17 protein-coding genes are annotated in these 23,885 nt (G+C 40.6%); 3 read left to right on the forward strand and 14 right to left on the reverse strand.

Annotation, left to right across the window (positions count from 1 at the left end):
- The first annotated feature begins 29 nt into the window (after window positions 1–29).
- Both PZB74_RS16340 and PZB74_RS16345 read left to right on the forward strand, forming a co-directional pair.
- Window positions 30–878 (forward strand): hypothetical protein, encoded by an 849-nt coding sequence (locus tag PZB74_RS16340; RefSeq protein ID WP_302238024.1) that lies wholly within the window; start codon window positions 30–32, stop codon window positions 876–878.
- On the forward strand, window positions 862–2,946 hold the full coding sequence (locus PZB74_RS16345) for a helix-hairpin-helix domain-containing protein (RefSeq protein ID WP_302238026.1): 2,085 nt from the start codon (window positions 862–864) through the stop codon (window positions 2,944–2,946). The genes PZB74_RS16340 and PZB74_RS16345 overlap by 17 nt, the downstream gene beginning before the upstream one ends.
- 1 nt (window position 2,947) lies before the next feature.
- On the opposite strand, the gene PZB74_RS16350 is transcribed toward PZB74_RS16345, so the two are convergent.
- The 11 genes from PZB74_RS16350 to PZB74_RS16400 form a co-directional block, all read right to left on the reverse strand.
- On the reverse strand, window positions 2,948–4,876 hold the full coding sequence (locus tag PZB74_RS16350) for a T9SS type A sorting domain-containing protein (RefSeq protein WP_302238030.1): 1,929 nt from the start codon (window positions 4,874–4,876) through the stop codon (window positions 2,948–2,950).
- Window positions 4,877–4,882: 6 nt separating this feature from the next.
- Complete coding sequence (locus PZB74_RS16355) at window positions 4,883–5,749, reverse strand: PASTA domain-containing protein (protein ID WP_302238031.1); 867 nt, start codon at window positions 5,747–5,749, stop codon at window positions 4,883–4,885.
- A 40-nt stretch (window positions 5,750–5,789) separates the two neighbouring features.
- Entirely contained in the window at window positions 5,790–6,752 is a 963-nt protein-coding gene (locus PZB74_RS16360; RefSeq protein WP_302238034.1) for a D-alanine--D-alanine ligase, read from the reverse strand.
- Between the two features lie 182 nt (window positions 6,753–6,934).
- Window positions 6,935–7,798 carry a hydroxymethylglutaryl-CoA lyase gene (locus PZB74_RS16365; RefSeq protein ID WP_302238037.1) on the reverse strand — a complete coding sequence of 288 codons (864 nt, stop codon included), beginning with the start codon at window positions 7,796–7,798 and terminating at the stop codon, window positions 6,935–6,937.
- A gap of 78 nt (window positions 7,799–7,876) precedes the next feature.
- Window positions 7,877–9,016 carry an acyl-CoA dehydrogenase family protein gene (locus PZB74_RS16370; protein ID WP_302238039.1) on the reverse strand — a complete coding sequence of 380 codons (1,140 nt, stop codon included), beginning with the start codon at window positions 9,014–9,016 and terminating at the stop codon, window positions 7,877–7,879.
- 17 nt (window positions 9,017–9,033) lie between these two features.
- Window positions 9,034–11,046: an acetyl/propionyl/methylcrotonyl-CoA carboxylase subunit alpha gene (locus tag PZB74_RS16375; RefSeq protein ID WP_302238041.1), complete on the reverse strand. Its 2,013-nt coding sequence runs from the start codon at window positions 11,044–11,046 to the stop codon at window positions 9,034–9,036.
- Window positions 11,046–11,858: an enoyl-CoA hydratase-related protein gene (locus tag PZB74_RS16380; protein WP_302238043.1), complete on the reverse strand. Its 813-nt coding sequence runs from the start codon at window positions 11,856–11,858 to the stop codon at window positions 11,046–11,048. The genes PZB74_RS16375 and PZB74_RS16380 overlap by 1 nt, the downstream gene beginning before the upstream one ends.
- A 19-nt stretch (window positions 11,859–11,877) precedes the next feature.
- Window positions 11,878–13,485, reverse strand: coding sequence for a carboxyl transferase domain-containing protein (locus tag PZB74_RS16385; RefSeq protein ID WP_302238046.1), 1,608 nt, complete (start codon window positions 13,483–13,485; stop codon window positions 11,878–11,880).
- A gap of 182 nt (window positions 13,486–13,667) precedes the next feature.
- Window positions 13,668–16,811, reverse strand: a complete 3,144-nt coding sequence (locus PZB74_RS16390; protein WP_302238048.1) for a T9SS-dependent choice-of-anchor J family protein — start codon at window positions 16,809–16,811, stop codon at window positions 13,668–13,670.
- 83 nt (window positions 16,812–16,894) lie between these two features.
- Entirely contained in the window at window positions 16,895–17,182 is a 288-nt protein-coding gene (locus tag PZB74_RS16395) for a NifU family protein (protein WP_302238051.1), read from the reverse strand.
- Window positions 17,183–17,190: 8 nt separating this feature from the next.
- Window positions 17,191–18,306: an Mrp/NBP35 family ATP-binding protein gene (locus tag PZB74_RS16400; protein WP_302238053.1), complete on the reverse strand. Its 1,116-nt coding sequence runs from the start codon at window positions 18,304–18,306 to the stop codon at window positions 17,191–17,193.
- 154 nt (window positions 18,307–18,460) lie between these two features.
- Here PZB74_RS16400 and dnaG point away from each other — a divergent pair, with 154 nt between their 5' ends.
- On the forward strand, window positions 18,461–20,407 hold the full coding sequence (gene dnaG, locus PZB74_RS16405) for a DNA primase (RefSeq protein WP_302238055.1): 1,947 nt from the start codon (window positions 18,461–18,463) through the stop codon (window positions 20,405–20,407).
- Window positions 20,408–20,491: 84 nt separating this feature from the next.
- Here dnaG and PZB74_RS16410 read toward each other — a convergent pair whose 3' ends face one another.
- The 3 genes from PZB74_RS16410 to PZB74_RS16420 all read right to left on the reverse strand — a co-directional run bounded on the left by PZB74_RS16410 (window position 20,492) and on the right by PZB74_RS16420 (window position 23,879).
- A complete protein-coding gene (locus tag PZB74_RS16410) occupies window positions 20,492–21,622 on the reverse strand; it encodes a GAF domain-containing protein (protein WP_302238057.1) in 1,131 nt (376 codons plus the stop codon).
- 354 nt (window positions 21,623–21,976) lie between these two features.
- Window positions 21,977–23,050, reverse strand: coding sequence for a ribosome small subunit-dependent GTPase A (gene rsgA, locus PZB74_RS16415; RefSeq protein ID WP_302238061.1), 1,074 nt, complete (start codon window positions 23,048–23,050; stop codon window positions 21,977–21,979).
- Between the two features lie 229 nt (window positions 23,051–23,279).
- Complete coding sequence (locus PZB74_RS16420) at window positions 23,280–23,879, reverse strand: class I SAM-dependent methyltransferase (protein ID WP_302238063.1); 600 nt, start codon at window positions 23,877–23,879, stop codon at window positions 23,280–23,282.
- Between the last annotated feature and the right edge of the window lie 6 nt (window positions 23,880–23,885).

The raw sequence follows: 23,885 nt of genomic DNA on the forward strand, positions 1-23,885 counted from the left end.
AATGAGTTATTTTTACTTAATAATTGTTTATGCGTAAGAATATGAGGGGCTTAGACTTAATATTCATAGTTCTGTTTATACTTGGTAGTATATGTGTAGCTAATGCACAGCATCTTCCATTTGGTGCGGAATCTGCCGGAATTGCTCATGCTTCTACTGCAAAGAGAGGGAGGGTAGGGGTGTATGCTAATCCTGCTGGAATTTCCGCAGAGAAAGAACATACTTTTATTGCGGGGTATACAAGTGCTTATGGATTTATAGAAGGACTATCTACACTAAGCATGGCTTACTTACACTCGCTATCTAATGCTGCACTGTCCTTGAGTGTTTATCGCTTTGGAGACGAAATCTTTAGCCAACACAGACTTAGTATCAGTTTCGGACAGACAATAAACCATTATAGTTTTGGCATAAGAGTAAACCAACATCAGTTTGCTATGGAAGGAGCCAATACGCGTTATGCTACTGCAATTGATGTGGGTGGAATGGCTAAACTTTCCCAGTCACTTCGGTTAGGAGTGTGCATCAGTAACCTTAATCAGGCAGTAGTTTCTGAAGAAACACAAGAGAAGATACCTGTTAACATGAGTCTGGGATTAAGCTATACACTTGATAAAAAGCTGAGTACTTACGCTGAACTATTACATGAACTGGAAGAAAGTCCAGTGTGTAAGGTAGGGTTGAGCTATCAGGCAGTACAAAAGATGGTCTTACGTTGTGGACTTAGTACAGGAGATCAGAGTGGGTTGTTCTTTGGCTTGGGCCTAAAGCATTCAATACTTCATATTGATTACGCCCTTGAAGCGCATTCCTATTTGGGAATGTCGCATCACATGAATCTTGCATATAAGCTTAATCGTAATGTGGAAAAGGAGTAGTCTGTTTTTTAAAGTAATTCTATTATTTCTGAGTCATTGTGCTGTTGGGCAAAGTGTGGATTCAGATGTGTTAGAGCAAGTCCTGGATCAACTGGTTAATACTGAATACGATGAACGTGTTGATGTAGACCAATTCTATGAAAACCTTATTCAGTATTACCAGGATGGTATTAATATAAATGAAGCTAGTGCCAATGAACTCCATCAGCTGCTATTTTTAAATGAGAGACAGATTAACAATATCATCCGCTATCGAGAGTATTATGGACCACTTTTAAGTCAATACGAGTTGGCTATGATCCCTGCTTTAGACCATCCGACTATAGAGATATTACTTCATTTTATTGAGATAGCCCCTGTTCAGGATAGAAAGCTGAACCTTATAAATCGCTTACAATCGGCTACGAATAAGTATGTTATTTTAAGACAAAGTGTTTATCTGGAAGAAAAGAAAGGGTATAGTACAGATACTTTGGAAAATAAAGGGCTTTCTACCGCTTACGAAGGAAGTCCTCAACACTTGTATGGTAGGTTCAGAATATCACAACCCGGGAGTATAAGCCTTGGTCTTACTGTAGAAAAAGACGCTGGTGAAAAAGTAAGTTGGCAGCCAAACCAACAGAAATATGGTGCTGATTTCATCTCTGCCCACTTTCAACTAGAAAAAGTAGGTCCGATAGAACAGGTTATACTAGGGGATTACACTTTTCAGTCTGGTCAGCAACTTATTTTCGGTGGTGGACTTGGTTTGGGAAAAAGTGCCATGACGGTCAGGTCAGTAGGCCGAAGCCAGCAGGGGGTTAAGCCTTATACATCTAGTACGGAGAATGGTTTTATGAGAGGGTTGGCTGTAAGCTGGAAACTGCCTTCCAAAAAAATTAATGCAAAGATTAGCCTTTTACTCTCTTCTCAAAAGCGAAATGCCAGCCTGAAGAAAGATACAACAGATCGTAATACATATTTTGAGAGTTTTGATCTTACCGGGCTTTATCGCAATTCTAATGAAATAGAAAAAAGAAGGACGTTAGGTTTACAGGAGATTGGAAGTAACATTCATTTCAGTAATAAATACCAGAATTTTCAGATGGGTGTAAATCTTCTTAAAAGTAAGTTTAATTATACTTTCATTCCTGCTGACAAACTTTACAAGCAACACGATTTTAGAGGAAAAGATCTATTAAATAGTAGTGTATATGTTTCTTACCAGCAAAAACATTGGTATAGCTTTGCTGAAATAGCTAAGTCAAATCAAGGTGAATATGCTATGGTCGGTGGGGTCAATGCCGTTTTGAATACCTATCTGGAGTCAGTATGGCTCTATAGAAATTATAGTCAAGGTTTCTATAGTTTATACGGTAATGCATTTGGTGAAAATAGTCGTAATGCAAACGAAAAAGGTTTCTATTGGGGGCTGAAATTAGAACCTCTCCCCAAACTGGAGCTATCTGCATATTATGACCTTTTTCATTTTCCCTGGTTACGGTACAGAGTAGATGCACCATCAAAAGGGCAGGAGTATCTATTAGGTGGCACATATCAATTGGATAGAAACAATAAGCTTAGTGTACAATTCAGGCAGGAGAAAAAAGGTATTAATGCAAAGAATAGTATCTACAAAGAGCTTGCTCCGGGCAATAGAACCAACCTGATATTTAAATATGAACATAGCTTGAACGAGTACATCAAACTAAAAACCCGCTTACATACTGGAAATTATTCATTGCCAGACTCAGTAAGTAGCGGCTGGGTAGTCGCTCAGGACATTAGCTATACGTGCGGAAGATGGAAGGCAGATACACGATTCGCACTAATTAATGCACAGGACTATGATAACAGGCAGTATTTGTATGAAAATGATGTGCTTTACGCATTTACCGTACCTGCATACTCTGGTCAGGGTGTACGGTATTATGCGCTTCTAAGATGCAAAGTTAATAGGCACTTAAGCAGTTGGATAAGATGGGGTCGTACTATATTTTACGATAAAGAGTCACTGGGCAGCAGTCTTGAAGAAATTCAGGATAACAAAAAAACGCAACTACGATTACAATTGATTTATAAGTTTTAGTTTATTTAATCAATAACTTTTTAGTCAAAGTTTTTCCGTCTATTACGATCTTCAGCAGATATATTCCTCTACTTAGTTCAGTCTCTATTTTCTGCTCCTTTTTTTGATGCGATACGAACTGTTGTAGCAGCTTTCCTCTGATGTCATATATGTACACAGCCTCAAATGGTGTATTAATAGTAAAGCTACCATCCGAAGGGTTTGGGTATACGATGACAGAAGTTATGTTGTCAGGCTCATCTATACCTGTAATCTGTTTTTCTTCAAAACGGGGTCGCATCATCAAGCTTCCTTTTAATTCCGTATCCTGATCCCAGGCACCTGTCACATTAAAAAAGATTTTCTCTGAGGTATCTGTATTTTTGTCAAAACCAATGGCAATAAAGGAGTCACCCTGTTGCTCGTAGCCTATGTAAAACGTATCTGACACCACTACCGGAGAGCTTAACTCTATAGAGACCAACTGGTTGAGGTCTCCACTGACAGTCTGGGATTGTTGCTCTCTTAGCACCACTTCCTGCCCCAGGCTATCTTCCAGACTTTTCCAGATCATCAGCTGAAAGGGAATCGCGCTTTGGTTTCTTATGATAGGAGGGAAATATACGTCTACATGCGTAAGCAGGTCCTTTTTTGGACTCACAAACTGATAAGCAACTTTCCCTCCGCTTTGGTTAACTTCTACACCAAATTCCGCCTCTCCATCATCATAAGCATAGTAATCGTGCAAAGCGTATGTAGCACGTGTGGTATCATTTACCCGAAAGTCTACATTCGTGCTAAAAGTAGTATCACCGCTTTGAATATTTTCAATCAGAAAGTTGTCTCCGGAAGTAATAAAAAACTCGGTTTCTACATACAGAGAATCCTGCTCTTTAATAAGAGTAGTAGGCTCTGTTGCCTCAGCAGTAATCGTTCGCCTTTCCTGGCCTGCGGGAACAGGGTTTAAGCTTTGGTTATTTGTTAATACCTGTAGAACTTCCTTGGTTTGATGATCTTTGAGAAGAGCGGTAAATCTTACGGGCTGTAGCTGGATGTTCAGGTTGTAAAAGTCTACCGAACTGTTGCTTACGTAGCTTTGCGGGCTTGCTTTAAAATGATCGTAAGGGATTGCTGTATAATCACCAAAAGGAGAAGTAGGCAGGGTGGCCAAAGCTCTGTCCAGATAAGCTGTATTTGAGGCGGTACGGCCGCTATTTAGATAGACATAGTCTATATTCCAGGTATCAAATGCTCCCGATAGGCGGTTGAAAGACTGAAACCTAAACTGGAAAGCATTATGGTAGAAGTTAGGGTTAACAATCTGTATCATTTCCTGAGTAAACTCAATAGTGCTTATAGAATCTCCTCCACTTTGCCTCCATTGAGTAACCCATTCGTTGTCAACATTTTTAAACTGAAGCCTAATAGAGTCTACTGCATCTGGAAACTCACCCAGACCAAACTGTTGCCAGAAAAAACTAAAATATACACTTTGCCTTTGGTTATTGGGTACACTAGCCAGATCAATAGGTAGTGAAACCAGAGAATCAGCTAAGCCTTCAGCATTTTCTGAGCTACTGTAAGGTCTGCCATCTTTGTCTACACCATCAAAAGTAGCTATGCCTATTGTAGGTGGATTAATATTGAGACCAGTATTTACTCTTACGGTTTCGCTTCCGCTAGCCCATAGCATACTGTCGGGAGCATAGCGGGTATTGCCATGGGTGTTAGAGTTGACATAAGAAAAATCGTCCCAAAAGGGAAGTTGCAAGGTATCATTTGCCAGCATTTTCGCACGAATAACCGCTGACTCAGCCTTAGCAGTTTGAGGAATATGAAGTAGCTGCCAGTTCTGCTTTTGATTCTGCGCATAAGAGTGGCTAGTAGCTACTCCAAATAGTTGAAGTAGCACCAGACTAAAAAAAATAGGTTTTAATGCTGTGTTTAACAAAGTTTGTTATTCAGTTTCACTAATGTCGCTAGTTTCCTCTTCTTCCTCGTCCAGTATGCTATCTTCCTGCTCTTCTAAAACGTTAAGCCAGATATCAATTTCTTCTCCAATGCGCACCTTACGCTCAGAGCCTGGATTTTGTCTTACTACAACATAGCGCTCGTCGGGAGCTGCATTTTCTACTACCTCGCGGGCATTACGGCCCTCAGGGTCAGCTTCCTGTAACAGTACGCTGCCTACTTTTAATCCGGAGCCAACAATTATAAACTCGGCTTCTTCCAGATCCATCCCATTAACGTCAGGAACTTCTAAAACGGTATTTCCTAATCCATCACCAACTACCAAATCAATTTTAGAACCTTTAGGGATGAATGTACCAGCCTCAATATCTTTACCTTCAAATTTTTGCTCTAAAACAGCATTTTGGGCTAAATCGGGCACATATTTGATGTTTCCTCTTTCCAGCCCATAGCTCTGTAGCACTAACTGAGCGTTTTTAACGGAGCCATCTACCAAGTCAGGCATTTTTACTTTTGGAGGATTGACCGCGTTGAGTGTAAGAAAGATCTTACGGTTTTCTTTCACCTTAGAGCCTGGTAGAGGGTATTGGTTCAGAATAGTAAAGGGCTCGTATTCAGTAGTAAAACCAGAATCACTTAACACTTCAAACCTTAGATTTCTTTTTGTCAAAAACTCATCAATATCATCCAGATGAATACCTTCCAGATCGGGTACGGTTACTGTTTCACCGTGATTTGTTGTATTGGGCAGGTATACATAAAAAAACACCACCAAAATGGTAATCCCTAATGCTAAAACTATAGCTAAATGGATAAGTACATCTTTGATAGAGCTTACTCTAAACAGGTTCATATGTTGATTATTACTTTGTAGTTCTGCTAAAATATCACACTTATACTGTGATTTGTTGATTCACTATTTTGCTTACTTCCAGTCCGGCAGCCTTAATCTGCTGCGGAATAATACTCTCACGAGAGAAGCCAGGCGTAGTGTTAACTTCTATAAAATAAAATACGCCATCTTTAAGTAAATAGTCTATCCTTGCCAAGCCTTTACAGTTTAGCAAAGTATAAATTTGTTCAGTCAGGCTTTGGCACTCGGCAGTCTGATCTTCTGAAATTCTCGCTGGAGTTATTTCTTCTGAGTCTCCCTCGTATTTTGCCTTATAATCAAAAAAAGCGTTTTTTGATACTATTTCTGTAATTGGTAGTGCTTGTGCTTTACCGTCTGTAAAAAACACACCACAGGTCATTTCCTGTCCTTTAATATATTCTTCTATCAGTACTTCTTTGTCGTGTTCAAAAGCTAACTTAATTGCTGCGTCAAGTTGGCTCACTTCATCTACTTTACTAGCCCCAAAACTAGATCCACCATTGTTGGGTTTAACAAAACAGGGAAAACTTAAATCTTTGGCTATTTCTTCAGTTTTATATTCCATTTGCTGGTTTAGCATAACCGACTGTGGGGTAGTAAACCCATAGCTGGCAACTATTCGCTTACAGAGGTTCTTATTGAATGTAATAGAACTTGTTATTACATCACAGCCCGAATATGGAATATTCATCAGTTCAAGGTAGCCCTGAATCTTTCCGTCTTCGCCGGGGGTACCATGAATTGTATTGTAAACAAAATCAAATTTGATTTCTTGTTCGTCCAGCTGAAATGAAAAGTTATCTTTATTAATAGGATATTGATTGCCTTTTGCGTGTGCATACCAGCCGTCTTTACTAATTACTACCTGGTAGGGGGTATACAAATTTTTGTCAATAGACTCCATGATGTTGGTAGCACTTTTCATGGACACAATATACTCGCTGGAGGTGCCTCCGGAGATTACGGCAATAGTTTTAGTCATCTATGTGGTTTTTGCGGCAATTTACATCTTTTGAGATATAGCAAAAAAGTTACCATATTCTTATGTAAACTTTTTTACTTCTAATGATGTAAGTAAAAGTCTCAAAAATACAGAGGAAATTTAGAAGAAAAAGTGAAGTACAATAAAGCTTAACTATTTCTGACAAAGGAAAATATACACATTTAGGGCATAATGTCTTCAGCCATTTGCATGGCATGCGCAAATGCTTGTTTGTCTACTCCTGTAGAAGCTTCCTGCTCATCAAAATAAGCCAGCAAATCAGAAGTTCTGATATTTCCGGTAAGTTCTGGCCCGGCCATTGGGCAACCTCCCAGCCCATTGAGTACCCCATCAAAATGACGGCAGCCATTTTGGTATGCTGCGTCAATTTTATCGCGCCAGTCTTGTGAAGTAGTGTGCAGGTGTAGGCCAAACTTTACTTCTGCATAGGCAGGAACTACTATATCCAGCACCTTTGCGATAGTTGCTGCATTTCCCATGCCTGTTGTATCAGCAAGAGCGATATCGCGAATGCCTGCCCAGTGCAACTGGTCTATCCAGTGCAGAAGTAGTTCTGTATTCCAGTCATCCCCGTAGGGGTTACCAAAGGCCATAGATATGTAGACTAAAAGCTTTTTGTCATGTTTTGTACTATGGGCGAGTAAATCCTGTACTAGCTGAAAAGACTTTTCTATAGTGCTTCTGATATTTCTTTCTAAAAAGGTAGGGGAGAAAGAAAAGGGGAATCCAAGGTAGGTAATTTCAGCGTGTTTACAAGCCTCCTCTGCTCCACGCATATTTCCAATAATTGCCAGTAACTTCGTCTGAGTGCCATCCAGGTTAAGGTTTTGTAGCACCTCAGAAGTATCCTTCATCTGAGGAACGGCTTTAGGCGAAACAAAGCTACCAAAATCTAAAGTATCAAAACCAACCTTTAAGAGGCTATTAATATATTTAATTTTATGAGTGGTGGGGATAAATTCGGTAATTCCCTGCATTGCGTCACGAGGACATTCAGTAATTTTTACCTGAGAAGAGACTGACATAGGTGGGGCTTTTCAAGAATATAAATTTATGACACAGAATAGAGCCATGAACGGGCATGGCTCCTAAATGGCATGTTATTAGCAGCCGATATGGCGAGATATAACCATGCGCTGTATCTCTGAGGTGCCCTCTCCAATTTGTAGGATACGTTGGTCACGGTAAAATCTTTCGATATCGTACTCAGCCATCAGGCCATAACCTCCATGAATCTGCACAGCTTCATCAGACACTTCTTTAGCTATTTCTGAGCAGTAAAGTTTAGACATGGCTGCCTCCTTTCCAAAGGGCTTTCCGTGATCTTTCAGCCAGCAGGCTTTGTAGAGTAAATTTCTTGCCAGCTCTATTTTAGTTGCCATATCCGCCAGCTTAAAAGCAATTGCCTGAAATTTGCTTATGGCCTGACCAAACTGTTTGCGTTCTTTGGCATATGCGAGTGCCATTTCATAAGCACCTTGTGCCAGTCCTAAACCCATAGCAGCAATAGACAGTCTACCACTATCAAGGGTTTTAAGCATAATTTTAGATCCCTGGCCTCTCTCTCCTAACAGGTTGTCTTCGGGAACCTGACAGTTATCAAAAAATAGTTGAGAGGTGTTTGAAGCTCGCCAGCAAAACTTGTCGTGCATTTCGCTGGCCTCAAAGCCAGGGGTATCTCTCTCGACAATGACTGTCGAGAACTCTTTGCTACCATCTACCTCACCAGAAACGGCCTGTACAGTTGCGCCTTTAGTAATGTCTGTAGCTCCATTGGTAATAAAAATCTTGGACCCATTGATTACCCATTTGCCATCCTGTAAACGAGCTGTGGTTTTACTGCCTCGGGAGTCGGAACCAGCTTCAGGTTCAGTAAGGCCAAAAGCCCATAAAGCCCTGCCGCTACAAAGATCGGGAAGATACTTTTCTTTCTGCTTCTGGTTACCAAAATTGAATAGAGGGCCTGTACCCAATGAGTTATGTGCAGCAATGGTTGCCGCCTGAGATCCATCTATACGTGATAATTCCTCAACAGCAATAATATAGGACAAATAATCCATGCCCTGGCCACCAAACTCTTCTGAAACTGTCATGCCGCAGAGGCCCATTTCTCCCATTTGCTGGGTAATTTCTAAAGAAAACTTTTCATGCTTGTCTAGCTCTCGGGCTACGGGCCTGATAACCGTTTCGGCAAAATCCCGGACGGAATTTCGCACCATTTCGTGTTGTTCTGTTACGTACATGGGTTCTGTTGTTTTCGTTAATGCTCTTCATCATCTACCTCGGAAAGTTTCACCAAAGGCATGTTTCTGTCTACCATAGCATCCTGGCTTACATAGATCTCTTCTACTTTTGCATTTTTAGGAGCAATGATGTTGTTTTCCATCTTCATAGCTTCCACAATGAGCAGTACCTCTCCCTTTTTTACGGTATCGCCTGCTTTTACATTCAGTTGGATGACTTTTCCGGGCATAGGAGACGATAAGTGGTTACTTGCCTCTTCTGCTCCAGTGTTTTCCATAATCAGTTCACTATTTGCCAGCTTATCAAGTCTCTTCATCTGATAGCTCATGCCTTCAAATGAGATTTGATAGCTTTGGTCTTCATTATCTGAGACAAAAGCTGTGTGCTCAATGTCGCCTAAGTAGTAAACAATTTTTCCCTGATCTTTGTGCTTTATTTTTAACACTTCATTTTGGGTACCAAAGATCAGCTCATATTCACCTTTGCGTATGTTCCAGAGTTCAATATGTACTTCTTCATTATGGAGTAAAAGTTTAATAGCCGGGAGTGGACGCCAATAGCCTAGTTCTTGCCAAATATTCTCATTGATATGGCTTTTATCATTCTGCTCTGTGCTAGCCAGCTCATAGCTTAACCCTGCGGAAGCTATGGCCAACAATGAATTTTTCTTTTTCAGCTCCTCCATTTCGTCTAGTAATCTGGGTGTATGCTGGTCGCAGTATTTGGTAGAGATACGGTTTTCTACAAAATCTTCTGACTGTAGCAGGTGGAGCAAATAGTGGATATTTGTATCTATTCCATGGATGGCATACTCCTTCAGAGCACTGATGCTATTAGCTCTGGCCTGCTCCCGGTCTTTACCATAAACGATAAGTTTGGAGATCATAGGGTCATAACTGCTCTGAATACGTATGGGCTTATCTATAAATGTGTCAAGCCTGTAGTTCGGCGATTTTGGAGGGTAGTAGTATGTAATCTCGCCTGGAGAAGGAAGAAAATTATTTTCAGGGCTTTCCGCATAAATCCTACACTCAATAGCATGACCTTTCTGCTGAATATTTTCCTGCGTAAAGGGGAGTACATGGCCCGCGGCTATTTTAATCTGCTCAGCTAGCAGGTCTATTCCGGTTGTCAGTTCTGTTACCGGGTGCTCCACCTGAATACGCGTGTTCATTTCCAGAAAATAGAATTTCTGTTCCTTATCCAAAAGAAACTCTATAGTTCCGGCATTGGAGTAAGGTATAGCTTTAGCGAGTTGAACTGCCGCTTTGCCAATCTCCTCACGTGTAGCTGCGTTTAGACTGGGTGAGGGTGCTTCTTCAATAATTTTTTGATAACGTCGTTGTAATGAACATTCTCGCTCATAAAGGTGTACCACATTTTGATGATGATCCGCCAGCACCTGAACCTCAATATGTCGTGGCTCGTCTAAATATTGTTCTACATACACTGCTTCATCTCCAAAATAGGTTTTGGCCTCACGGCTGGTAGAAGCAATGGCCTGCTCAAGCTCCGATGCTTGTCTTACAATCCTCATTCCTTTGCCACCTCCACCGGCAGCAGCTTTTATCAGTAAGGGGTAGGGAAGTTGGGCCCCTTTTTCAAGTATCTCTTCCTTACTTCCAGTAAAACCCTCCGTAGTGGGAATGCCGGCCTGCTGTGCAAATTTGCGAGCTTCTATTTTGTTGCCCATCAGCTTGATAGCTTTAGAAGAAGGGCCAATAAATGTAAGTTCAGCGGCTTCACAGGCAGCTACAAACGCAGCATTCTCTGATAGGAAACCATACCCCGGATGTACAGCATCGCAGGCATACTCCTGAGCAATACCAATAATTTTATCAATGTTAAGGTAAGTATCACTCAGCTTACCTTCCCCCAGAGAGACAGCATCACTGGCTGTTTTTACATGCATGGAGTCTTTATCGTCTTCCGCAAAAATTGCTAAAGTACTGATACCCAAAGCATGGGCAGATTTACAAATGCGGACAGCAATCTCTCCTCGGTTAGCAATTAGTATTTTTTTGAACATTACTTAATTATCACGTTCTCTCTTTTTTTGATCCAGGAGGGTTTTCGTTTTTCTATAAAAGCAGCCATACCTTCCTGACCCTCCTCAGAAGCACGGGCATCGGCAATCATACGCGCTGTATAGTCAATGGTTTCATTGAAATTACTGCTCTTACAGATATTAAAAATAAGTTCTTTAGTGCTTGCCATTGCTTGCGGTGAGTTGGTTCTAAACTCGTTATACATTTGGTTGAGTGTCTCTTCCAACTGTTCTTCCTCACACACATGGTTTACCAGACCTTTGGCGAATGCTTCTTTGCAAGGAAAACGTTTACCGCTAAGCATTAGCTCTCGTGCATTAAATTCACCGGTTCTTTTAATAATATAGGGTGAAATGGTAGCGGGGATAATGCCAATTTTGACCTCGCTAAAAGAAAAAGTAGTGTTGGGCACACAATAAGCAATATCACAAGCTGCAAGCAAGCCATTAGCTCCACCAAAAGAAGCTCCGTGTGCTACGGCTATGGTCGGTTTGCTAAACGAATAAATCATATAAAAACAGCGCGCCAGGTGCATGTTTTCCTTGTAATCTTCTTCATACGAAAGTTTTGAAAAGCTTTTCATCCAGTGGATATCAGCACCCGCACAAAATACAGAACCTCTTCCGCGGATAACAAGAGCTAGTATTTCAGCATCATGTTCTATGGATTCCAGACAATCTATGATATCAGAAATCATATGATTATTGAAGGCGTTTCTAACTTCAGGACGGTTCAGCCATAGCGTACCAATTCCGTCCTTTACCTCAAACTCAATATTCTCGTATTTATTCATTAGTACAACTTAGTTAGGTCTACATTCTAAATACACCAAACCTGGTATCTTCATATTTTTTATTAAGCGATGCGGAGATACCAATAGCAAGTATTTTCCGAGTATCTTTCGGGTCAATGATGCCATCGTCCCACAAGCGTGCAGTGCTAAAATAGGGGGAACCTTCTCGCTCGTATTTATTCATAATCTGAGACCTCAGCTGCTCTGCCTCACTGGTAGGAAAGGTTTTACCTTTCGCCTCAAACTGTGCTTCTTTTACAGTAACCAGCACATTGGCTGCCTGCTCTCCGCCCATGACTGAAATTCTGGAGTTAGGCCACATAAACAGTAATCGTGGGTCGTAGGCTCTACCTGCCATAGCGTAGTTACCAGCACCAAAAGAGCCTCCAAATACAATAGTAAACTTAGGGACATTGGCATTAGCAACAGCATGCACCATTTTGGCCCCATCACGGGCAATACCACTCTGCTCATAAGCTTTACCTACCATAAATCCGGTAATATTTTGCAGAAATACAATTGGTATCTGGCGATGACAGCAAAGCTCTATAAAGTGCGCGCCTTTTAATGAGCTATCGGAAAACAGAATACCATTGTTTGCGATAATGCCCACAGGGTAGCCATGAATATGGGCAAAACCTGTAACCAGTGTAGTACCATATTTGGCTTTAAACTCATGAAAACGGCTACCATCTACCATTCTCATAATAATTTCTCTTACATCTACCGGTTTTTTAAAGTTGATAGGCGCAATCCCATAAAGCTCCTGTGGGTCGTAATATGGTTCTTCTGTAGCTCTTTTTTCCAGAGGTTGTTTGTGCCCTTTAGGTAAAGTCTCAAAAATATTTCGGCATATCTGAATGGCATGGGCATCGTTTTCTGCCATATGATCTGCCACGCCTGATTTGCTTGTGTGTACTTCTGCCCCGCCCAGTTCTTCTGGACTTACTTCTTCGCCGGTAGCGGCTTTTACAAGGGGAGGACCACCCAAAAATATATGTCCCTGATTACGTACAATGATAACTTCGTCACACATGGCAGGAACATAGGCACCGCCTGCGGTGCTTGAGCCCATTACTACGGCGATCTGTGGAATTCCGGCAGCAGATAATCTAGCCTGGTTGTAAAAAAAACGGCCAAAATCAAAGCGGTCAGGGAAAACGTTAGACTGATCAGGCAGAAATACACCGCCAGAATCAACCAGGTATACACAGGGTAAATGGTTTTCCATGGCGATTTCCTGCGCACGAATGTGTTTCTTAATAGACTCCTGAATATAAGTCCCTCCTTTAACCGTAGCATCATTCGCAGAAATGATGGCTTCATGCCCGTGTATGATACCTATGCCAGCAACAACGCCCGCCGCAGGAAATTCATTATCGTACAAGCCATAAGCAGCCATGGGCGATAATTCCAGAAAAGGAGTATTGGGGTCTAGTAATAGGTTAATACGGTCTCGTGCCAGTAGTTTACCTCTTTTGGTATGCTTAGCCTGAGCATTTTCGCTACCTCCCTGCGCTGTAGAGCGAAGGATAGAGCGATACTGATTGATAAGTTCACGATAAGCTGCCTGTTGATTTTTAAATTCCTCCGAAGAGGTATTAATCTTGCTTTCTAAACGGTACAAATCGTAAAAATTAGATGTTATTAAGCTTTACTCTTTCCAAAAGGAAGAACGAGTAAATTTAAAAATAGTTAAATTATACAGCTAAAAAAAATAATACTTTTGAAGTATTGTTAATATTTTAAGAAATTTTTACGAAAAATACTAAATATGAAGATGAATCTTATAAGTAAATATGCTTAAAATTATTGCTTAAGCAGCTTATTTGTAGAATTAATCGTACTACTTACTACTTTAACAATATACATACCTGTAGGCAAAGCCTGCAAGTCTAATTGGTAAGTTTGATTAAGTGTATTGGGAAAATTTAGTTCGCTTACCAGTTTACCTTGCGTATCTATTAAAAATATGTTTACCTGATCACGCTCACGTAGGTTAAATGCTATTTTTAGCAGGCCATCAGATTCTACACTTGTACGGGCGGTATAGGGGTTTGGAAATACTCGGTAGTTGTTTTCTTCAAGTATCTGGGCTACAGGCTCCTGTGTGGCAGATACAAAAAACTCAATATCATCCAGATACAAATTGTTGCCATAGGCATTACTTACTTCAAAGGCAAGGCGTACATTTTCTTCACCGGCAAACTCTGTAAGGTTTATAAATTCCTGCTTCCAATCGCTCTCCTGAGCAGGGGCCCAGGCTTGCTGACTTGTAGTAACAGCCAGGTCTTCTCCCGCTTTTTCATAGACAGTAGTATAACTATCTCCCAGGTCGGTTGATACTTTTACTCTTAAAGTATCTGCATATTCAGCTGAAAGCAGAGCATAGGAAATTTTAAAGAATACGCTGGCCTCCGAAAGTGTGGAAAAGTCAAGTATTGGGCTAACGAGCATATCCTCACTTCCTACATTCTGGTTTTGGTAAAGATTAATATAGGCAGAAATACTGTTTATTTCATTTTCATTGGGGGCAATAAGGTTCCAGGTGATGTCTCCATCTGGATTTACCACCTGCCACGCGTTTTCATGTACACTGGTTTCGCTCATCAACACATCGGGAAGACCTCCATCTGAGATGTTACTAAAATCCTGAATGAGAGGAAGGATATCGGTTTTGTCATCTACGTAAAAGTTGTAAATGCGCTCATTGTCTTCAGTTTGCTCGTCAGGAGTTAAATTGGGGGCAGATACACTTACATTCAATCGGTGAATGCCTACAGTTAAGTCTTGTTCTTCAAAAGTAAACTCTCTACTTTGCCCAGGCTCTAAAGGAAAAGCATCATATACAAAATTAGTAGTAGTTCCTCCATCTATACTGTAGTTTACTTCAAATCTATTTACTGTGGAAGATCCTTCATTGACAACACGAATAGTAGGTATTGGAGAAGTATTAGCTGAAAGTAGAGAAGGCTTGAAAACCTTATCTATAGCAAGGTCTAATGCTAAATCTTCTTCAGCTTCCAGATTAATGTTATCCAGATACAGATTATTTCCATAGTCATTTGTGCCAATAAAGATGAACTGAACGTTTTCTTCGCCCAGATAAGCATCCAGAGAGAAGCTTAGCTTTTCCCATTCGGCACGGCTTGCAGGAGTAAAATCTGAGTTTATGGCAGGGGAAGTAGACAAATCTTCTCCACTGGCATCAAAAAGTACTTCGCTTATGGTAGCTCCGCAATCAGTTGATATGGCTACAGTAAAACCATCATTTCTAAGGTCGCCATCCTGCTCGTATGCAGCATAGGCATAAAGGAAACTTAGCTCAGCAGATTTGAGTCCGCTTAAGTTGTAGACTGGTGTGTAGAGATAATCTTTTTCACCTAATCCGGTTTCGTATTCAAAAAATTGGAGACTTAGAGCAGTGTTATCTTCTCCATCAAAACCGGGTACTTCTACAACCTCCCAGGTATAGGACTGGTCTGGATTATTGATTGTACCTGAATTTAAGAGTGTACTGCTGGCTGGTGTTTCAAAATTGTCTGCCAGGGGTAGGTCTCCTCTTTGCGGGATAATAAAATTGACAGATTTAGTGTCGTTAAAGTTATTTTCATCTTCCCCTCCGTTCACCTGCGATACTGAAAAGCTAATTTCGTACTGGCTACTACTTTCCTGCAAATTTAAAGGAGGGAAGCTTACTTCTGCACTCTCACTGCTAGCGAGTGTAATATTAGACTGCTGCTCATAAATAAGATTTCCCTGTAAAAAGAGCTGTATGCTTACTGAGTTAATCGTCTCGGTACCAGCATTAACCACTTCTACGGCAGGGATAAGTTCATATTCGCACTCGCGAGCTTGAGGTGAGATAATTCTTTCAATGGCAGCATCATTATCTGCCATAACAGGAGCTTCCAGTCCAGGTGATTCTAACAATGATACTCTTCTTGGGCTGTTCAGCAGAACAATCCAGATTCTTTCTTTCTGACCTTCGGTAAACAGGTTCATACAGGCATCATCAGTATAATCCATGTAGTTTTGAAACATATCATAACTACCACAGCTTGATGGTTCTATCGGGCAACCGTTAGTTTCTGAAGATTGCAGGGGGGTGTCGTCAACAAAATCATCTGCACTACAGTCTCCATCGCCCCAAATATGCCTTAAGCCCAGAAAGTGACCTACCTCATGAGTAGCGGTTCGGCCATAGCTACTGCTATTAGCATTGCCACCACTTCCAAAGTAGCGATAGTCAACTACAACCCCATCAGTGAGGCGGTTTGTTGAGGCGTCTTCCAAGCCTTGCAGGTCTGACTCCGGAAACTGGGCAAATCCTAAATAGCCATTGCGCAAAGGAGCTACCCAGATATTCAGGTAGTCTTCTGCGGGCCAGTAGCTAAGGCTACTTAACGTGCTGGCACTGTTGATTCCGTAAGTTAGTTGATTGCCTTCTGTACGGGTAACTCCATCAGTAGCAAAACCATCGGGAGACTGGAGGGCAAGTACAAATTCTACTTCTACATCTGCCGCTACATCCTGAAAACGCAAAGGCGTAAATGTCTGATCCGCGTTCTGTCTTCTAAAGTCTTCATTCAGGGTTTGAATCTGACTTTCAATCTGCTCCATCGGAATATTGGTACCTTCGCCGACAGCCTCACCCCGGTGAATAACATGAACTACTACCGGAATGCGTAAAACAGCGTTTTGCTGATTTTCAGTTAATGTCCTAAGTTGTTTGCTTATTCCTTCCTTCTTCTTGGCATTAATCCATTGTTCAAACTGGTTTTTTTCGGTGCCAGGATTGTTGCCGAGCATTTGTTTAAGCTTGTCATTGAATGGCACTGTGCCGCATTTATCTATATGATCCTGTGCTCTAAGAGGGAGCACACATGCAAATAGCAAGTAAAAGGAACAAAACACACGAATGACAGACACAGGGGTAATGGAATGGTTCATATTCAATGACAAGCCTGCTAATTAGAAGTAGCTAACTGTTACTTTTGTTAAGACTGATGTTTTCCAGCAGATAACGACTAATCTTAAGCCATATTGTCGGGAAGTTTGGCATGAGGGTCGTCAGGGCTGGTAATATTTACCGCCTTAACATCGGTGATCTCAGGCACCTGTCTTTTTATGGTTTCTTCTATACCAGCTTTCATGGTCATAACAGACATAGGGCAAGATCCACAAGCCCCCAAAAGTTCCAGTTTTACTACCATATTGTCATCTACGCCTAGTACTTTTACGTCGCCGCCATCAGTTTCCAGATAGGGTCTGATGTCGTTCAGCGCTTTTTCTATACGGCTTACAAGTTCTTGATTCTCCATTTTTGGGCTTATTGAGCGTTAATATCTACTTTTTTCGTTTTGGTAGCATTCGCATTTCTAATTGCTACCTGTCTTGCAAATTCTTGTGCCAGATTTTCAAAGGCCAATTGCTCAGGAGTAGGAGCATTGCCTTCTCCAACACCCAGCACAGCGGGATATCCTCGGTCGCCACTTTCTCGGATACTTTGTACCAAAGGTATCTCTCCTAGAAATGGTGCTTCCGCTTTTTCGGCAAAAGCTTTGCCTCCTTCTTTTCCGAATATATAATACTTGTTATCAGGTAGCTCGGCAGGTGTAAAGTAAGCCATATTCTCTACAATACCCAGAATAGGAACATTGATTTGTTTCTGCCTGAACATAGACAAACCTTTGCGAGCATCTGCCAAAGCAACTTTCTGTGGTGTAGTCACAATTAATGCGCCGGTAACCGGTACCGACTGAACCAGTGTAAGGTGTATATCGCTGGTACCAGGAGGTAAGTCTATAATCAGGTAATCCAGTTCACCCCAGTCTGCGTCGCCTAAAAACTGTTGTAGTGCTTTACTTGCCATTGGACCTCTCCACACCACAGCATCATCAGCAGCCATTAAAAAACCGATAGAAATAAGCTTTACGCCATACTGAGTAAGAGGTACTATAACATTTTTGCCATTAACATTTTTTACCTCAGGTTGCTCAAATTCGCAATTGAACATAGTTGGGATTGAAGGACCAAAGATATCTGCATCTACCAGACCTACTTTAGCACCAATTTTAGACAATGCTACGGCCAGGTTAGCCGATACCGTAGATTTTCCTACGCCACCTTTACCAGAGGCCACAGCTATAATATTTTTTACCTGAGGCAGCATTACCGCATTTTTTCTGCTAGAGGTAACACTGGAGCTCATATTGATCTGAACCTGCAACTCAGATGAAACCTGATCATAGATCGCATCAATACAGGCGTTTTTAATTACTTCTTTCAGCGGACAGGCGGGTGTGGTCAGCTCCACAGTAAAGCGCACATGATTACCCTCAACCTCCAGGTCTTTAATCATATTCAGGCTTACCAGATCTTGTTTTAGATCCGGATCATCTACCGTGCTCAGGGCTTTGAGGATATCTTCTTTTGTGACGGGCATAGGATTATGATAATTCTTATTCTTGCAAAATTAATTATTATGCGGACATTTGCATTTTAACTACAAAATTGCACCTTAGTTAGTGCGCATTTCTGCAAATGATTTGCAAACATACTCACTCACATTTACGAATAAAAGCTTTCATAGTTAACTGATGATTAGGAAGGAAATAATTGACGAGATTAAAGCTAGAGTAGACATCCTGGATGTGATCGGGGATTATGTGAATCTTAAAAAGCAGGGAGGAAACTACCGAGGCTTAAGCCCTTTTAATCAGGAAAAGACCCCTTCTTTTTATGTAGTTCCTTCTAAAGGCTTTTTTAAAGATTTCAGCTCAGGCAAAGCTGGTGACGCGATCACTTTTTTGATGGAGTCTGAAGGCATGAGTTATGTGGAAGCAATCAAGCAGCTGGCTAAACGCTATGGCATAGAGGTAGAAGAAGAAAACATGACCGATGAGGAGCTGGAAGCTCAAAATGAGAAAGACAGCCTCTATATTGTCATGAAGTATGCTTCGGAGTATTTCAAAGATCAGCTCTGGAAGGGAGAAGAAGGCAAAGCCATAGGTCTGTCATACTTTAAGGAGCGTGGTTTTTCTGAAGAGACTATCAAAGCTTTTGATCTGGGGTATAGCCTGGATTTGTGGGATGGACTGCTCAAAACGGCAAAACAGGCAGGCTACCACCAAGATATTTTGGAGAAAGCAGGACTTATTATCCGAAAAGAAAGAAAGGAAGGAGACCGACGCTATGATCGTTTCAGAGGCAGGGTAATGTTTCCTATTCACAACCTTAGCGGAAGGATAATAGCATTTGGAGCTCGTTTGCTCAAGATTAATCCAGATATTGAACAGCCTAAATATCTTAACTCTCCTGAAACTCCCATTTACCATAAAAGTGATGTGCTGTATGGAATTTATCAGGCGAAGCAGCAGATTAGGCAAGAAGACAACTGCTACCTGGTAGAAGGCTATACGGATGTGATTTCTTTACATCAGGCAGGCATACAAAATGTGGTAGCTTCTTCTGGCACATCTCTTACTCAGGAGCAAATCAGGCTAATTGCCCGATATACCAAAAATGTGAGTGTACTTTTTGATGGTGACCCTGCTGGACTAAAGGCATCATTCCGGGGTATTGATATGATACTTGAGGGTGGGCTGAACGTAAAAGCGGTAGTGCTGCCAGAAGGTGAAGACCCTGATAGCTATGTGCGTAAGCTGGGGGGAAGTCAGTTTAAAGAATTTCTAAAAGAGCAGCAGCAGGATTTTATTTCATTTAAAACCGCGGTTTATCAGGAGGAAACAGAGAAAGACCCAATTCGCAGGGCAGAAATAATCCGTGAGATCGTTCATAGTATCTCTAAAATTCCAGACCCCATTCAGCGCCAGGTCTATATTAAAGAAACCAGTGTCAAGCTGGAAATGGATGAAGGTACTTTGTTTGCCGAGCTGAACAAGATTTTTATTAAACAGCAGCGCTCAGCTTCCAGGCAACAGTCTTATGAGTATGAAGATAAGCAGGTTGATGATCTGGACTTTGCGCATCCGGAAGAACCTCTGGCTGAAGTAAAATCCAATAGCCTTAATGAAGGACTACTCAATAAAGAAAAGGAGCTGATGCGTGTGCTGGTGATGTATGGTCATCATGCGGTGGAAGAGAATTACATGGTGTGCCACTATATTAAAGATGAGCTGGAAGATATCAGTCTCAAAAATGAGTTGCATCAGCGTATGTTTGATGTCTACTATCAACATGTAGATGAACAGAAAAGCCTGATGGAAAAATATATGATAGAGCAGGTTGAGCCGGATATTTCTAAACAGGTTATTGACCTGATAGTGGAACATTATATGCCTAGCCCAAACTGGGAGGAGCGCAATGTGTATGTGCCCAAAAAAGATGAAGATATCTTAAAAGTAATTACACGCAGTATAGATCAGCTTAAGTTTGATGTTATTAAAGACATGATTGAGCAAAAAAGACAGGAACTCAAAAGTGTTAGCGATGAAAATGATTTAATTATTTTAATGACAGAGATTCAACACCTGGTGAGTGTGAAAAGAGAAATCGCCAAGAAGTATGATATTGTTATTTCATAAGATATTGCCCTCTCTGTATAGCAGGATCAAATAATTTCTCTGAATCTCCTATCGTCAATCAGGCTTAAGTTTGAAGGCCTTTATTTATCTATTTTGCTTTACAGGAACAGTCTCTTTGTTTGTTGCTTTGTATTTGAGATCATTATACGCGTGGTCTAAAGTCGTCAGACAATGATCCATCTCTTCCGATACATCGCGAATATGTTTTAAAAATCTATTCAAAGTTGGAGTATCCAGTTCATTATCTTCCAGTACATTTGATATTCCCAATAGGGTAGCTACAGGACTTCTCAATACATGCGATATATCAAAAAGTATTTGCTCTAGTGCTTTTACGTATTCTTTTTTGCTAGTAATGTCCCTAAAATAACCGTACCACATTACACTTCCATTCTCCTGTAGTTCTGGTTTAGCATTGGCCCAAAACCAGCGCAGCGTATTGTCATTAGAAAGCATACGAAACTCTGCACTCCAGTTTTGTAAGCTTTTATAAGATTGGTTCAGGGTTTGGTTTACGTGTGGAGTATCGTCCGGGTAAATCATTTTCAGCCCCAATTCAGGCTGCTCTTTGAGTATTGCCAATGGTAGTTTAGGAAAGACTTTCTCTATGCCTTTGCTCAAAAAGGGAAAGCTTAGCTTGCCCTGTTTATCCATCTCCAATTGAAATACTACTCCAGGTGTTTGGTCAGTCAGCTTTTTAAGACGGTGAGCACTCCGCTCAATTTTTGTGTCCTGCTCTAGTAATATTTTCCTGGTTTCCAGGTAGTTCATAGCCTTCTTTGCCAGTATCTGAAGCGCTTTCTTTTGCTTTTCGTTGATCTGACGAGGTTTGTTATCAATGACGCAAAGCGTACCTAGCACATTCCCTTTTGGGGTTTGTAGCGGAGCACCAGCATAAAAGCGAATATATGGATCTCCATTGACGTGTGGATTATCTTTAAATCTCTCATCATTCAGTGGGTCATCTACTACAAGCACCTCTTCTGGTAGGTGCAAAGCATGCTGACAAAATGCCTGGTCACGAGGGGTCTGGTCAACTGATAAACCCCTAATGGATTTAAACCACTGACGATCTTCATCTACAAATGACAGTAGAGATATAGGAGTATCACAAATTACAGAAGCTATTTCTGCCAGTTCATCTAGTTCTTTTTCTGGTGGCGTATCTAAAATCTTATATGCCTGTAGTTCTTTTAGCCTTTCTTGTTCGTTCATGAATTTGTTTTTAAATCCATACTTATCAATACTATAGTGCATTACGCCTATGTATTAATGATCAAAAAAATATAGTAATTTTTTATCAATCAGTGTGCCATTACTAAGGGTAAGTATAAAAGCCCATTGTAATAAATACTGCTAAAAGATTATATAATACTCTTCTTTAGCTTTAAAAAAGTATGTGTATGGTGTGAAAATGTTATTTAAATAGCTTAAAAAATGCAATTATGCATTAAATACTTATTCATGCCTAAGGGTTTAATAGTAAATTCAAGATTATAGAAAATAATTGAATTCCATATTTTTAGCAAAACAAAATTACTAAAAAGGGGAAGAGAGTTAAACTTTGTACTAGTTGCCCGTTTTATTCTTTCTCTTAGCCTCTTGAATTTGTTTGTACATCTTTCCCTGCAGTTTAGATTTTTTACGTTTTTCTTCAAGTGTACTGCTGTAATGCGCCTGCTCTCGCTTAAGCTTATGGTAGTTTTCTAACGCGGAGGCATCAATTTTTCCTTCATCCACGGCTTCTAATACCGCACAATGGTCTTCTGTGCTATGTGTGCAGTCTTTGTATTTACAGTTTAGAGCTAATTCTGAGATGAAGTCAAAAGTAGTATCTACGCCTTCTCCGCTATTTGTCATTCCTAATTCTCTCATTCCTGGGGTATCAATCAGTATACCCCCATCTCGGAGCACAAACAATTCTCTATGGCTGGTAGTGTGTCGTCCTTTGCTGGTGCTCTCACTAATGTCTTGTGTTACCATCAGTTCCTTATCTAAAAGCCTGTTTAGTAGGGTAGACTTACCCACACCAGATGAGCCTAACACGCAATAAGTATTGCCAGCCACAATGTGTGATTTAATAATATCCAGTCCTTCCAGACTGATATTACTAAGTTTTACTACTGGAATTGACTGTACCCTATTCTGCACTTTCTGAACGAGCTTGTCTACTTCAGTTTTGTTTAAGAGGTCAGTCTTGCTAAGCACAATTATAGGCTGAATATTAGAAGCATGGCAAATGGCAAGGTAGCGCTCCAGACGATTTAGGTTAAAATCATATCCTACTGCCTGAACAATAAAAGCGGCATCTACATTGGTGGCAATCAGCTGTTCTTCTGCATGCTTACCTACTGCCTGTCTTGCTAGTTTGTTTTTGCGTTCCAGTATCTCCATAATAATGGCAGACTCTTTATCATAAATATTGAGCTTCACCCAATCGCCTACCGCAGGAAAATCTTCTCGGCTGCTGGCCGTAAATCTCAGATTTCCGGTAATCTCTGCTGAATAGGTAGCATTTAGGGTGTAAACCTTATATCTTTCTTTATACTCGGCTATAACTCTTCCAACTTCAAAGCCTTCATCTTCTAGGGCAAGTACTTTAGGAAGGAGCTTCTTTTCTAAACCTAAATCTTGTAAGTCCATTGCATTCCCATTTAAACTTCTATAAAAAGTAATGTAAAAAATTAAATCTGTCTTTGCGAAAGATGGATAAGCTCAAGTAAACATGTGTAAAAGTATGGTAGTGTGCTGATATTGAACTAAATGGTTTTTCGTACTTAGGGCAGTTCTTGAAACGGTATGCTATCTATTAAAATTGATAACACAAACCCGCTACTAAATCATACACAGTATATATTTAAAAAGTCTATGCCTAGAGGCGTGTAAGAGGTATTTTTTTGACACAGTAAATTTTTAAACTGGGGTCAAAAGTATCTAAAATATTCTCCAGCTTTAACTGAGTTTTAGCAATAAGCCCTTCCATGTAACCGACCTCCTGATAAGCGGTAAAGTTTCTGTAATGTGAATTAAACCTTTGGTCTAACCACATCAAAAATTTTTGAGAGTTGTTCTTGGGTTCACAAAACGCGCAAATTATCTGCTGATCAGAAATTTCAGACATACGTTGTAGTATGGCAGCAGATAGTTTGGTAGGTAGGACATGATAAAACAGGCAAGCAGTAACAACATCAAAATGACGAGTAGGGGTATAGTCAGCATTAAGGCATAACTGATGAAACTCAACTTTATTCGTTCTCAGCTCATGTGTTTTGCGCCGAGCATACTGTATTAGCGTAGCATTGCTATCTATACCCAGGCCATAATTAATTTTACTTAAACTATTGATCAGAAAACTCCCTGTGCCGCAACCAATATCAAGTACATTACTATTAGGAGCAATCAGTTCAAGCATTTGAGCTCTAATTGGCTGAAGGTATCTATCAACGGTACGCGATTTTATCCAGCCTTTCATTTATTT

The sequence above is a fragment of the Porifericola rhodea genome (genome assembly GCF_030506305.1).
Classification (GTDB): Bacteria; Bacteroidota; Bacteroidia; order Cytophagales; family Cyclobacteriaceae; genus Catalinimonas; species Catalinimonas rhodea.

Coding starts and splice junctions, on each gene's coding strand:
- PZB74_RS16395 (WP_302238051.1), bottom strand. CDS start 17,182: ATGGAGAATCAAGAACTTGTAAGCCGTATAGAAAAAGCGCTGAACGAC.
- rsgA (WP_302238061.1), bottom strand. CDS start 23,050: ATGGACTTACAAGATTTAGGTTTAGAAAAGAAGCTCCTTCCTAAAGTA.
- PZB74_RS16365 (WP_302238037.1), bottom strand. CDS start 7,798: ATGTCAGTCTCTTCTCAGGTAAAAATTACTGAATGTCCTCGTGACGCA.
- PZB74_RS16400 (WP_302238053.1), bottom strand. CDS start 18,306: ATGCCCGTCACAAAAGAAGATATCCTCAAAGCCCTGAGCACGGTAGAT.
- PZB74_RS16345 (WP_302238026.1), top strand. CDS start 862: ATGTGGAAAAGGAGTAGTCTGTTTTTTAAAGTAATTCTATTATTTCTG.
- PZB74_RS16340 (WP_302238024.1), top strand. CDS start 30: ATGCGTAAGAATATGAGGGGCTTAGACTTAATATTCATAGTTCTGTTT.
- PZB74_RS16380 (WP_302238043.1), bottom strand. CDS start 11,858: ATGAATAAATACGAGAATATTGAGTTTGAGGTAAAGGACGGAATTGGT.
- PZB74_RS16410 (WP_302238057.1), bottom strand. CDS start 21,622: ATGAACGAACAAGAAAGGCTAAAAGAACTACAGGCATATAAGATTTTA.
- PZB74_RS16360 (WP_302238034.1), bottom strand. CDS start 6,752: ATGACTAAAACTATTGCCGTAATCTCCGGAGGCACCTCCAGCGAGTAT.
- dnaG (WP_302238055.1), top strand. CDS start 18,461: ATGATTAGGAAGGAAATAATTGACGAGATTAAAGCTAGAGTAGACATC.
- PZB74_RS16355 (WP_302238031.1), bottom strand. CDS start 5,749: ATGAACCTGTTTAGAGTAAGCTCTATCAAAGATGTACTTATCCATTTA.
- PZB74_RS16420 (WP_302238063.1), bottom strand. CDS start 23,879: ATGAAAGGCTGGATAAAATCGCGTACCGTTGATAGATACCTTCAGCCA.
- PZB74_RS16370 (WP_302238039.1), bottom strand. CDS start 9,016: ATGTACGTAACAGAACAACACGAAATGGTGCGAAATTCCGTCCGGGAT.
- PZB74_RS16390 (WP_302238048.1), bottom strand. CDS start 16,811: ATGAACCATTCCATTACCCCTGTGTCTGTCATTCGTGTGTTTTGTTCC.
- PZB74_RS16375 (WP_302238041.1), bottom strand. CDS start 11,046: ATGTTCAAAAAAATACTAATTGCTAACCGAGGAGAGATTGCTGTCCGC.